The organism is Terriglobus sp. YAF25, from assembly GCF_052113305.1.
Classification (GTDB): Bacteria; Acidobacteriota; Terriglobia; order Terriglobales; family Acidobacteriaceae; genus Terriglobus.
Window position 1 is genome coordinate 1 of the sequence record NZ_JBFRCY010000114.1, and the last position, 11,569, is coordinate 11,569.

Genomic DNA, 11,569 nt, shown 5'->3' on the forward strand with positions numbered 1-11,569 from the left:
GTCTCACCATCGCTCCTGGCGGAGTGTTGATTGTCGGCAGCGCCAGTTCGCCATTCGTCTACAAGGTACGGCCGGGATCCTCGACCGCGGAGAAATTTATCGACGCGAGTGAAGAAGGTCCGGGAACGTTTTTCTTCGGCATGCTGGCGGACGCTTCCAGCAACACCTTGTGGACGTGCCAGCTCACTCCAGTGCCGGGCACTACACCGATGAAGCGGCATACTGCCTTGAGAGGCTTTGATCTTTCCACGGGCACGCAGAAGACCCGCTGGAACCTGCCTGGGGAGGACAGCGTCTGTAATGACTTTTCAGTCGGCCCGGATAAGGCGCTCTATATCACCGATACGATCAACGGCAAGATCTTCAGGCTGCCTGCCGGCGCTTCAACCGCGGAGCTTTACCTGGAGCACCGTACGCTGATGGGTGTGGACGGCATTACCTTTCTGAACGGAACCCTCTACGTGAACAACGTGTTCTTCAACAAGCTCTATCGCATTCCTGTGGATGCCGCGGGCAAACCGGGGACGCCTGTCGATATATGGATGGACCAGCCGGTGAAGGGGCCTGATGGCATGCGCGCGGCGAACGGCAAGCTTATCATCGCCGAAAATGGAAGCGGCAAAATCTCCGTCATCACCGTCAACGGAGAGAAGGCAAGCGTCACCGTAATCCACGAGGGCCTCAAGACCCCGACGGGAGTGGAACCCGCCGGCGATACGTTGTGGATCGCCGAGCGGGGCGCAGGTAAGGCTGTCTCCCTTCCCATGCCTAAATAGGCTCCTCACTCCATGCGATTGCTACAGTGCGCCACAGGCCGGAAACATATCCAACACCTACGCATCGTCCTCCTGATCTTCTTCACGACGATCGTCTGTGGCGCTCAAAACACGCCTCTCATCGACTATCACCAGCACCTGCTCAGCCCCGAGGTGGCGAAGTTGATTGGAGCATCGAGGACCTTCTCCGCAAGCGATCTGATCGCTGAGATGGATCGTGGCGGCCTGCGGAAGGCCGTCGTTCTCTCACTCGCATATCAGTTCGGAAATCCGAACCGTCCTCCCGTACAGGACGAGTATGCCAAGGTGAAAGCGGAGAATGACTGGACCGCAGAGCAGGTCAAGCAATACCCAGACAGGCTCGTCGGGGTTTGCGGCATTGATCCATTACGGGAGTATGCAGTGACCGAGATTGAGCGATGCGCTGGAGACCCTTATCTCAGGACAGGCATCAAGCTGCACTTTGGAAACTCCGATGTCGATCTCGATAATCCGGCCCACGTCGGCTTGCTTCGTAAGGTCTTCCAGACGGCCGACCGGCATCACATGGCGATCATTGTGCACATGCATGCGAACGTGACACATCATCGTCCGTACGGAAAGAAAGAAGCGGAGGTCTTTCTGAGCCAACTGCTTCCGGCAGTTCCTCATAGCGTAGTGCAGATTGCCCATCTCGCCGGAAGCGGAGGATGGGACGATCCGGCAACGGATGAGGCGCTCTCGGTCTTCCTCCATGCAATGGCAGATCGCGATCGACGCGTGGCGCACGTCTACTTCGATATTTCCGGAGTGGCCGGCCTGGGTGATGCATGGGAGAACAAGAAAGGCGAGATCGCGTCCGAAATCGCGTCAAAGATCCGCCAGGCTGGTGTGCGCCGCATTCTGTTCGGGAGCGACGGTGCATGGACAGGTTTTACACCGGTGAAGGCCATTGCCGCCTACCGTCAGCTTCCGCTGACCAAGGACGAGATGGCCGCGATCGATAACAACCTCGCTCCCTACATGAAAGCGAGCAGGGAGCGTTGATTCTCTAAAGGATTACAGGCCAGCTATCGGTCCAGCTAACCTCTTTGACCCAGAGTGTGGCGCGACCGCCTTCGGTGATCTTCTGGCCATGGAAGACAATCATCGTCTTCCCGGTCCCAGGATCGTCGTACACCATTCCGCCTCCGACGCCTGCCCACTGCGCGCTTCCCTCAAGAATTACCGTCGAACCACCATCCATCATCGGCGTGCCGTCCTTAGCGATGAAGGGACCATTGGGACTCTTCGATCGCCCAACAGCCATCTTGTAGTTGTTGGTGGTGAGGTCGGCGTTGCAGCAGCGGTCTATTGAGACAAACAGGTAATACCAGCCTTCATGGCGAAGCTGCGAGGAGCCTTCGATGGGATGCACCGGAACCCCTGGGCGGGCGGCCATCTCATAGACCTGGCCGGGCTTCAGCATGCCGGTCGCCGGATCGATCTCCCGTTGGCGAATGCCGTCCCAGTAGCTGCCGTAGGTTAACCAGACACGATCGCCATCCACAAGGATGTTTGGATCGAGGTCATTGATCTCCGCTCCGGCAAAGGATTCGGTGACCATGCCGCGGTCGACCCAGTGATAGCGAGGATCCTGCGGATCGAGCGTGACGTTCGTTGCCAACCCGATGACCGTGCGGGTCGTGTTTACGATGGAGGCCGAGTAATAGACGTGATATTCACCGTTGAAGTAGGAGACATCCGGAGCCCAGATCTCAGTAAGACCCGGGAGCTTTGCCTGCAGCCACTCCGGCATCGCGCGAAAGATACTGCCGCAATAACGCCATACGGTGCGATCACTGGAGCATAGGAATGGAAGCGAGCCTTTCCATCCGCCGACAGCATCGGTGACAAAAATGTAGTAAGTTCCATCGACATAGATCACGCTGGGATCGCGCACCGGAGCGATATCACCGCTTACTGAGGTTGCGCCGAGAGCAATCGCCGGCTGGCCGCCATACGAGAGCGGATTCGCCGCAGTATCGGAGGCATGCACGCCTGAACCGCAGCTTGCAAGCAAGGCAGAAAACGCACTGAGTGCGCAAAGGGCTAAGGCCCTTCGGAGGGGGGACATAACAACACCTGCAAAAACGCTGTACTTCGATTATCGCTGAGAGCCGGAGGGTGCGGATAGCAAGCCTATATCTGCCGCGATATTGCAGTTCCAGTGTGGGGAAGAATGCGGAGCGGCCCAGCTACGAAACAGCCGGCCTACCACCCTGTTTTCTAGAACTTACACCACTCGAGGAACACCCAAAATGCGACGAGCGCTATCCGTCCTTACCACGAGCCTTTTAGAGAGACTTGACATCTTCCGGCCATAGGCATAGATAATCTATGCCTATGGAATCTATCTCTAAACAATCGATGCCTTCCGGCGCTCTGGCAATGCTGGTTCTCCGCGTGCTGCGGGCGGGACCGCTCCACGGATATGCCATCGCGCAGAAGATTCATGTGCTCTCCAACGAGGTGCTGGAGGTCGAGGAAGGCTCTCTCTATCCGGCGCTGCAGAAGATCCTGCTGAAAGGATGGGTGAGCGCGGAATGGGGCATCTCCGAGACCAACCGGAAAGTGCGCTTCTACAAGCTGACAGCGGCGGGCCGGAAACAACTGGAAGCGGAGCTTCGGGACTACGGCCGTGTCACCGAGGCGATCAAGGCGATTCTGCGAACGGCATAGGAGGCGGGCATGGGTGAGCTTTGGCGGAGACTCTGGTACCTGCTGCATCGCAGGCAGATGCAGCGCGAGCTGCAGGACGAGATGGCCTTTCATCGCGAGATGCTGGAGCGCTCCGGCACGCCGCGCAAGCACTTCGGCAACGAGAGGCTGCTGCAGGAACGCGCCCATGAGACCTGGGGATGGACGTGGATCGAAAGGCTGGGGCAGGACCTGCGCTACGGCATGCGGACACTGATGCGGTCGCCGTCGTTTTCCATCGCGGCAGTGCTGGTGCTGGCCGTCGGCATCGGTGTCAACGTCGCCGCGTTCGGTCTCTTCAATATGTTCGTGCTGAAACCGCTGCCGGTTCGCGATCCGGATACGCTGGTACAGTCGTGATGCTGAGCCATACCTTCTGGGAACAGCACTATGACGGCAATCCTGACATCGTAGGCCGTGTCGTCCATCTGAACCATAAACCGGCAACCGTGATAGGAGTCGCTCCGCGTAACTTCAGCGGTCTCGGGCTGCCGCATGAGCCTGCGTTCTGGGCGCCCCTGTCACAGCAACCCTACTTCGTGGAGGGCAGTACGGTTCTGACCGATACCTCTCTCGACGGAATGGTTGATATGTGGGCTCGCCTGGAAAGGGGAGTCTCACCAAAGGCAGCGGAGCAGGAGTTGCTTGCGCTAACTGACGAACTGCGCCGTCAATCACCGAAAYCTGTGTGGGACAACGAGAGGGTTGTCAGCGAGCCCGGCGGGTACCTGCAGGCGGTACGAAAGGACGACGTGCCAATGCTCACGTTGGTCGCGACACTGGTGCTGCTGATCCTGACCGTCGCATGCAGCAACCTCGGTGGCCTCATGCTCGCGCGTGGTGTCACTCGCTCCCATGAGATCTCGATCCGCTTTGCGCTGGGCGCAAGCCGGCAGCGCATCGTGCGGCAACTCTTAACCGAAAGTCTGTTGCTGGCCGCGATGGCAGCCACGGCTGGAGTTGGTATGGGATATCTCTGCCTGCGCGTCTTCCTGTCGCGGGTGAATGCTCCTCCATGGCTCAATCCTGCTCCGGACTGGAGGGTGGTGCTTTTCGCCGGAGCTGTAGGGCTGATTGCCGCCGTAGTTTTCGGTCTTGCCCCGGCGTTGCAACTTACGGCGAAACGGAGAAGCGGAACGCGATCAAGGCAGATCCTGATCACGGCGCAAATTGCGGCAAGCTGTGTGCTGCTGATCGTCGCCGGGCTTCTGGTCCGCGCATTGCACTTCGCCGTCTCGAGTGATGCAGGTTATGACCACGAGCACATCCTGGTCGTGGATCCTGACCTTGCGGCCCACGGATATTCTGCTGCAACAGCGAGAAGCTACCTGAACACGGCACAGGTGAGATTGCGGCAACTGCCCGGAGTCACCTCGGTTGCCCTTACATCGATGGCTCCGTTGGGCCATAAGAATGTGACTTCACTTGGCGGATATCCTTTCGGGGTCTTCGTCAGCCATGTAGAGCCTGGTTTCTTCAGCACAATGGGGATCGCGCGCCTCAACGGACGCGACTTCCAGCGGGGAGACACAAACGAAGTCGTTGTCAGTGAATCATTAGCCCGGCGCGTGTGGCCGGGTAAGCCTCCTCTTGGGAAACAGTTCCCTCTCGACCCTTCTAATGCGCTCTCGGAGAACTTCACCGTTGTGGGTGTCGTAGCGAATGCGCGCATGATGTCGATGCATGATCCAGATGCGACAGAGCTCTACCAGATGAGCGACGACGGATCGCTGCCGCACATGGTGCTTCTGATACGCACCCAGGGAAAGCCTGAAGGTCTGGCAGCCGCGGTGCGGACCGTAACCTCCAGCATTAATACCGGTCTATTCCCCACTGTCCATCGTTTGAGTGAGTCCTTCCAGGACGAGGTTGGCACTGTAGAAAAGGGAGCCATGATCGCGAGTCTGATGGGAGCCTCCGCCGTGTTGCTGGCGGCTGTAGGCCTGCTTGGACTGGTCGCATACGCCGTCTCGCAAAAGACACGGGAGATTGCGATTCGCCTCGCACTCGGCGCAAAGAAGACACATGTGATCAAAGCTATGCTGCTTCAGTTTGTTGGGCCGGTGGCGATTGGATTGATCGGCGGCGCGGGATTGGCTGCGGCAGCTTCACAACTGCTTCGGCGCATCCTATATGGCGTGAGCGGCCTCGACCCGGCGGCCTATCTCGGCGCGATTGGACTGCTGACTGTCATCATCTCATTTGCGGCATGGATGCCGGCACGTAAAGCTCTCGAGGTTGATGCAATGCGAGTCCTACGGCATGAGTAGGCACTCGCATCTGCGACATGCGCGGAACGGATCAACCAACAATAGCAATATGACCGAGAATCCCCTCGGCGAGCCTCTCGTCGCCATCGATCGCGATCTGCGACATAGCAACGTCGCGATCGATCCCTTTAGTGAAGAGCATCCATGCGATCTGCTCGGGCACTGTGACCCTGCACGTAATCCGCGCCGGCATCTCCTGGAGAAAATGCCAGCGATGCTCCTCCCGGGAGAGCACCCAGCTTCCGCCGCACTCCCCTGAGATCTCAAGCAGGACATTGATTCCGGAAGGCGCATCGATATGTCGATAGGCATACGGCAGGCCGCGAATGAAGCAGTCCAGCACAGGATGATAGAGCTCTCGTGTCAGAATTCCCGGCCTGCCCGTTGCCAGACGAATCTGCTGCTGATGGTGCCAGCGTTCGGTCAACTCGCGCGCCGTATCGAACCAGTTTGCTGAGGTCTCTTCTCCGGCCCAGCTGACGTTGAAGGTTGCCTGGGCAAACGGATCGAGCGATTCATGAAAGTCTGCCGATTGTTCACAGGCAGTCTTCGTCAGCTCAATCAATACCGGCGGGCTGAGCCGCCGAAAGACGGATACGCCCTCCTGGTTCAGACGATTGACCAGTGAGACCACCTCCTGCGGCGTTTGCGGAATCTGCTTGTCGACAAACCAGGCGTCGCGCACCATAGAGAGCTTCCGCAAGGCGGTATCCAAAAGATGCGCGGCGACATCGCGCACCTCCCACCGCGGCGATACGGTACGGTATCCCCACTCTTCTTCCGTCAGAGAGCTCAGAAGATGCAGCAGCTCGCGATCAACCTTTCGCAGAAGAGGGGCGCAAAGAATGGGTTCGTACCCTTCAAGCCGGCGGTGCGTTTCCATCGCGCCATGCTAGAGCATTTTCCCTGCTGCTGGGTAGCCTGAAAGAGGAGTGCAGCGGCGTTTTCGTTGCGGAAAACGCCCACAGATGCAGAAGCCCACTCTACACCTACAGGGAAAATGCTCCACCAGAACGAACTCTCAGGCCGATGTCACTCCGAATCGCGGTCTCGTTTCCTGCGCTGATAGGCCGCCACCTTGATCTTGTTGCCGCAGATATTCATGCTGCACCAGCGACGTGATCCCTTCTTACTGGTGTCGAAGAAGTGGACGATACACGACTCGCATTGACGGATCCGCGAGGTCTCCGTCTCGGCCAGAAGATCGGCGGCTCCGTCGACAATGGGAGCCCACAGACCCGCGGGTTCGGCAGGATCAAAAAAGGTCTCGCGCACAACACCGCCATCGCGCCTGCGAAGCGCGGTGTGAAGGGGATATTGCTGAAGCCGCGCATTGATCTCTTTCAGGAAGTCGTCAGAGGGACCCGAGCCGGCCTCCATGCGCAGGACTGCATCTCTCAGGCGTTCCCGAAATGCGATGAGGTCTTTCCGGAAGGCTTCCGCCTCGGAGGATTGCCGCCAACTCCGCAGAAGTGACTTCGTCTTCGGTAAAGTCACCGTTCCGGATGCGATAAGCCACCGCTCCAGGGAATGCGCGTCCGGCAGAAGCTCGGTCGGGCCGTCCGCCAGGATCGGTTTCGTGTTGAGGAAGTCCAGGATGGGCCGGTTGGCGACGAACAAAAAGCCGTCGACCCATTCGCCGGCATCTGGAGAAGCAGTACGCATGGTCTTCCCTTCCAAAATATCGCATGAAAAGTTTAACACCGTTGTTTACATTTTTAACGGTGTTGTATAGTCTGAATTCGTTCCGCTGGAAAGCGGGCCAAAAGGAGGAAACATCATGACCACGTTTCAACACGCCGATGTCCGCGGCCTGAGGGTCTTCTACCGTGAGGCCGGTTCCACTTCTTCTCCGACCATCGTGTTGCTGCACGGGTTTCCAAGCTCATCGCATATGTTTCGCGACCTGATTCCAAAGCTTGCGGAGAAGTTCCACGTCATTGCCCCGGACTACGTTGGCTTCGGCTACAGCGATATGCCATCAGTGAACGAGTTCGAATACACCTTTGACCGCCTTGCGGACTATACCGAGGAGCTGCTCTTCGGTGTCCTGAGGCTGAAGAAGTTCAGCATCTATGTGCAGGACTATGGCGCTCCCGTGGGCTATCGCATCGCCTACAGACATCCCGACGCCATTGAAGGCATCGTCGTGCAGAACGGGAATGCCTATGCCGAGGGCATCGGATCGGGCTTCGATGCGATGAAACCGTTCTGGGCGAACCGCAATACGGAGACGGAGAAGCCTGTCCGCGGCCTTCTGACAAAAGAGATGACCCTCTTCCAGTACACGCATGGCGTGAAGGAAGTCTCCCGCATCAACCCGGACTCCTACACCGTCGATCAGTTCTTCCTCGATCGCCCCGGCAATGACGCCATCCAGCTAAACCTGCTCCACAACTATCAATCAAACTTGACGCACTATGACGAGTGGCAGGAGTTCTTCCGCAGCCGGCAGCCAAAGACGCTAGTCGTGTGGGGCAAGAACGATCCGTTCTTCACCGTCGAAGGCGCAAAGGCTTATCTGCGCGACATCCCTGCTGCGCAACTGCATCTTCTCGATACCGGTCACTTCGCGCTGGAAGACTCAGCCGATTTCATCGCGCAAGAGATCACAAAGGTTCTCGGCTGAGCTTCGGCCCCACCCAACTTCGTTCGCGTTCGCTATTACAAGGCACCACCAAAGAGGAGATACACCATGTCTTACTCAAAGAATGCCACCATCGTTCTGGTCCACGGTGCGTGGGCCGACGGATCAAGCTGGGAGCTCGTTATCCGCAAACTGCAGCAGCAAGGTTGGAACGTTGTCACCGCTCCGCTGCCTCTGACCTCGCTCAGCGATGATGCCGCCGCCTTGCGCCGCACCATCGACCGGACGCAGGGTCCCGTCATCCTTGCGGGACACGCCTATGCGGGAGCCGTGATTGGAACCGCCCACGAGGAACGCGTCAAAGCGCTGGTCTACATTGCGGCGCTGGCGCCCGACGAAGGGGAGACCGTTGCCCATGTCTTCTATCGTGACGAGCCGCATCCCGATGCTCCCAAGCTTGCGCCGGATGCCGATGGCTTTATCTGGATGCCGGATACGGGCTTCGAACAGGCCTTTGCCCAGAACGCCACAGACGAACAGATCGCCGTTACCCGGGCTGTGCAGCGCCCCATTGCAGTGAAGAGCATTCAGGAACCGGTCACCACTCCAGCATGGAAGTCCAAACCGTCGTGGTATCTCATCGCGGAAGACGACCGCATGATCAACCGCAAGACCCAGCGCTTCATGGCGGAACGCATGCACGCCACGATGGAGTCATTTGCCGTGGATCACACGCCGCTGCTGACTGCTCCAGAGAAGGTTGTAGACATCATTCTAGAAGCTGCGCAGTCGACGCTGGCCTGAAGGGAGACCGCTCATGCTGGACAAGAAGACAACCTCGGAACGGCTGGCAACATTCTCTGACGGAGTCTTCGCCGTCATCATCACCATCATGGTGCTGGACCTGAAACCGCCGGAGGAGCCGACGCTGCGTGCGCTGGCTCCTCTGTGGCCCTTGCTGCTGAGCTATGCGGTCAGCTATCTGTTCATTGCGATTATCTGGATCAATCACCATCACCTCTTCCGCTTTGCCCGAATCGCAACGCCGGAGCTGATCTGGTGGAACTTCGGGCACCTTTTCATGATCTCGTTGGTGCCTGTCACTACTCGATGGATGGCCGGCTCCAGACTCGCTGCGGCTCCGGTCTTTGTCTATGCATTGGTCTTCGTTCTGATTGAGATCGCCTACATCGCCTTCGAGCGGACTGCATTCTCGCAGGCGACGGAGGCCGACATCACTCCGCAAATGCGGCGCGTCGCAAAGATCCGGTCGTACGTCGCCCTCCTTATCTTCACTACAGCTGCAGCCGTCTCATTCTCGTCGCCAGTCTGGGGATTCAGCCTGGTGTGCTGTGTTCTGCTGATCTATCTGAGCCCCCGCTTGCCGGAGCTGTTTCACAGATTCCTGCGGCGCTAATCAACCGATTTCATACAAGGAGAGCAATATGAAGAACACCGCCCATGCACTGGGTGCCTCATGTCCGGGTCCCCAACGAACGAGTTCGCCGGGACCCACCCTTCGCGATAAAACCGCGAAGAATGGGGCAACGAGAGTATTGGCTCGACCGAACCTGTCGATCCTAGTGTTCTTCCTTGTATTGCTCAATGATCTCCAGCACTTCCGGAATAGCTTCGAGCGGTCGTTCAGGCTTTGGAATCTGCGCACCGGCGGCAAGCAGCGCCCGCGTCACTCCCGGATAATCGCCCTTTTCGCGGTGCCAGCTATTCAGTGAGCCGTGCAACGCCCACGCAAGCGGGCTGCCTCCGTGCTCGGTCTCGAAGATATTCACCACGGCATTGTGCCGCAGCAGTGCGTCGACCATCTCGAGATTGCCATGCCACGCGGCGTAGTGCAGCGCGGTCTGGTTGTTCTCAAGCGTGGCGGTTACGGGCCATCCACTCGTGACCAGCAGCTCCACGGCACGGGCGTTGTTGCGCACCGCCGTCCCGACGATGCGGCGGGCGGCGTTAGACGAGAGCTTTTGAAACAGGTTGGGATGCTCCAACAGAATGTTCTGAACGCGAGCGCCTTCCCCGATCTCGGCCGCGTTGATCAGGCGAAGCCACGCCGGGCTGCGCTGCATCAGCAGCTCGAAGACCGCGGTGTGGCCAAACTCGTGTGCGATCATGTGCGGCGACTTCGTCATCCCAAAACCATAGAAATAGATCGATCCGCCGGAATGCGGATTCTGCTTTGGGAAGTAACGCTCGCTGACCGTGGTCCGAATGGTTTCAGGATCATGGTTGAGAATGCGCTCCACCAGCGACAGATCGCCGATGGCCGATGCCATCAGGATGTCAGTCTTCGCTCCGAACTCGATCAGAAAGCGGACGATGTCGTGCCGGTGAGGTTCGCGCCACTCCAGCATCTGCCGCGTGCAGGCCATGTACTGAGCGGCCGTGGACTCATGATCGATATCGCGCGCATCGATCTCTGCGCCACGATGGAGCAGAAGGGAGGCAATCTCATACGTTGCCGCAAAGTGCAGCGGGAGTTGTCCATCGCCTCCACGGGCATGAACAAGCTTTGGATCAACCGCCAGCAGCTCACGGACGCGATCGATCATACCCAGTCTCGCGGCAGCATGAATGTCCACCGTCGCTCCGCGTGAGATGAGGTAGGCGGCAAGCTCACTGTCGGCAGAGTCAAGCACACCGAAGCTGCCCGCCCACCAGCGGGTGCGAGCGTTGACATCGGCTCCGGCGTCGAGCAGCACATCGATCATCTCGCGGTTGTTGCGCTGCACCGCAGCGACAATGGCAGGCGCGTCGAAACTGTAGTCCGGTAAAGGCTCGTTGATCGTCGCCCTGAGCGATGGATGACGCGTTGTCACCTCACGGACCAGCGCTGCCTGGTTGGACTTGATGGCGGCGGAGAGCGCCTTCATCGCATCTTCCGAGGCAAGTTCGACGTGGAGCTTTAGTGCAGGCCAGGTATCGAAGCCATACTCGCGGGCGATGATATGCAGCGCATCGGCGAGTTTGGGTTTCGGCGACGTAACATCCCAGGCACTGAAGCGCGCGGTCGCGGACGAGTCCGCAGCCTGCGATTGTTGCAGCAGTGTACGTGCCTGGTTCTTGAGATGTTCGAGGTTAGGGCGCGCGGGAAGTTCGCGGATAGACATAACTCACTCCTTCTTATGAGCCCGCGATCCGCTTCGTCGGGCGAGAAGAGAGTGGGTTGTGAGATCACGCAAAAGCAAAGGTGGGATAATCCC

General features: G+C 58.5%; 12 protein-coding genes. 8 read left to right on the plus strand and 4 right to left on the minus strand.

Going from position 1 to position 11,569, the window contains the following annotated elements; translation table 11 throughout:
- A partial coding sequence (locus AB4043_RS06575) for an SMP-30/gluconolactonase/LRE family protein (RefSeq protein ID WP_442306710.1) occupies positions 1–776 on the plus strand: 776 nt, incomplete at its 5' end.
- A 12-nt stretch (positions 777–788) separates the two neighbouring features.
- Positions 789–1,802 (plus strand): amidohydrolase family protein, encoded by a 1,014-nt coding sequence (locus AB4043_RS06580; protein ID WP_442300516.1) that lies wholly within the window; start codon positions 789–791, stop codon positions 1,800–1,802.
- 4 nt (positions 1,803–1,806) lie between these two features.
- On the opposite strand, the gene AB4043_RS06585 is transcribed toward AB4043_RS06580, so the two are convergent.
- On the minus strand, positions 1,807–2,793 hold the full coding sequence (locus tag AB4043_RS06585; RefSeq protein ID WP_442300515.1) for an arabinan endo-1,5-alpha-L-arabinosidase: 987 nt from the start codon (positions 2,791–2,793) through the stop codon (positions 1,807–1,809).
- 347 nt (positions 2,794–3,140) lie between these two features.
- Here AB4043_RS06585 and AB4043_RS06590 point away from each other — a divergent pair, with 347 nt between their 5' ends.
- The 3 genes from AB4043_RS06590 to AB4043_RS06600 are packed head-to-tail and all read left to right on the plus strand — an operon-like array spanning position 3,141 to position 5,764.
- Positions 3,141–3,476 (plus strand): PadR family transcriptional regulator, encoded by a 336-nt coding sequence (locus AB4043_RS06590; protein ID WP_442300514.1) that lies wholly within the window; start codon positions 3,141–3,143, stop codon positions 3,474–3,476.
- Between the two features lie 9 nt (positions 3,477–3,485).
- Complete coding sequence (locus tag AB4043_RS06595) at positions 3,486–3,854, plus strand: hypothetical protein (protein ID WP_442306711.1); 369 nt, start codon at positions 3,486–3,488, stop codon at positions 3,852–3,854.
- The gene (locus tag AB4043_RS06600; RefSeq protein WP_442306713.1) at positions 3,854–5,764 is read left to right on the plus strand and encodes an ABC transporter permease; all 1,911 of its coding nucleotides are present in this window, start codon (positions 3,854–3,856) and stop codon (positions 5,762–5,764) included. The genes AB4043_RS06595 and AB4043_RS06600 overlap by 1 nt, the downstream gene beginning before the upstream one ends.
- A 31-nt stretch (positions 5,765–5,795) precedes the next feature.
- On the opposite strand, the gene AB4043_RS06605 is transcribed toward AB4043_RS06600, so the two are convergent.
- Complete coding sequence (locus AB4043_RS06605) at positions 5,796–6,647, minus strand: maleylpyruvate isomerase N-terminal domain-containing protein (protein WP_442306712.1); 852 nt, start codon at positions 6,645–6,647, stop codon at positions 5,796–5,798.
- Positions 6,648–6,796: 149 nt separating this feature from the next.
- Complete coding sequence (locus AB4043_RS06610) at positions 6,797–7,429, minus strand: CGNR zinc finger domain-containing protein (RefSeq protein WP_442300511.1); 633 nt, start codon at positions 7,427–7,429, stop codon at positions 6,797–6,799.
- Between the two features lie 115 nt (positions 7,430–7,544).
- On the opposite strand from AB4043_RS06610, the gene AB4043_RS06615 reads away from it, so the two are divergent.
- The 3 genes from AB4043_RS06615 (at position 7,545) to AB4043_RS06625 (ending at position 9,768) form a co-directional block, all read left to right on the plus strand.
- Positions 7,545–8,393: an alpha/beta fold hydrolase gene (locus tag AB4043_RS06615; RefSeq protein ID WP_442300510.1), complete on the plus strand. Its 849-nt coding sequence runs from the start codon at positions 7,545–7,547 to the stop codon at positions 8,391–8,393.
- 66 nt (positions 8,394–8,459) lie between these two features.
- On the plus strand, positions 8,460–9,155 hold the full coding sequence (locus AB4043_RS06620) for an alpha/beta fold hydrolase (protein WP_442300509.1): 696 nt from the start codon (positions 8,460–8,462) through the stop codon (positions 9,153–9,155).
- Between the two features lie 13 nt (positions 9,156–9,168).
- Positions 9,169–9,768 (plus strand): TMEM175 family protein, encoded by a 600-nt coding sequence (locus AB4043_RS06625; RefSeq protein WP_442300508.1) that lies wholly within the window; start codon positions 9,169–9,171, stop codon positions 9,766–9,768.
- Between the two features lie 163 nt (positions 9,769–9,931).
- Here the strand turns inward: AB4043_RS06625 and AB4043_RS06630 are convergent, their stop codons facing one another.
- Positions 9,932–11,476 carry an ankyrin repeat domain-containing protein gene (locus tag AB4043_RS06630; RefSeq protein ID WP_442300507.1) on the minus strand — a complete coding sequence of 515 codons (1,545 nt, stop codon included), beginning with the start codon at positions 11,474–11,476 and terminating at the stop codon, positions 9,932–9,934.
- Positions 11,477–11,569 lie beyond the last annotated feature (93 nt).

What these genes read in the sequence shown, in the direction of transcription:
- AB4043_RS06630 (WP_442300507.1), bottom strand. Translation starts at nt 11,476, where the DNA reads ATGTCTATCCGCGAACTTCCCGCGCGCCCTAACCTCGAACATCTCAAG.
- AB4043_RS06595 (WP_442306711.1), top strand. Translation starts at nt 3,486, where the DNA reads ATGGGTGAGCTTTGGCGGAGACTCTGGTACCTGCTGCATCGCAGGCAG.
- AB4043_RS06610 (WP_442300511.1), bottom strand. Translation starts at nt 7,429, where the DNA reads ATGCGTACTGCTTCTCCAGATGCCGGCGAATGGGTCGACGGCTTTTTG.
- AB4043_RS06580 (WP_442300516.1), top strand. Translation starts at nt 789, where the DNA reads ATGCGATTGCTACAGTGCGCCACAGGCCGGAAACATATCCAACACCTA.
- AB4043_RS06615 (WP_442300510.1), top strand. Translation starts at nt 7,545, where the DNA reads ATGACCACGTTTCAACACGCCGATGTCCGCGGCCTGAGGGTCTTCTAC.
- AB4043_RS06590 (WP_442300514.1), top strand. Translation starts at nt 3,141, where the DNA reads ATGGAATCTATCTCTAAACAATCGATGCCTTCCGGCGCTCTGGCAATG.
- AB4043_RS06625 (WP_442300508.1), top strand. Translation starts at nt 9,169, where the DNA reads ATGCTGGACAAGAAGACAACCTCGGAACGGCTGGCAACATTCTCTGAC.
- AB4043_RS06605 (WP_442306712.1), bottom strand. Translation starts at nt 6,647, where the DNA reads ATGGAAACGCACCGCCGGCTTGAAGGGTACGAACCCATTCTTTGCGCC.
- AB4043_RS06620 (WP_442300509.1), top strand. Translation starts at nt 8,460, where the DNA reads ATGTCTTACTCAAAGAATGCCACCATCGTTCTGGTCCACGGTGCGTGG.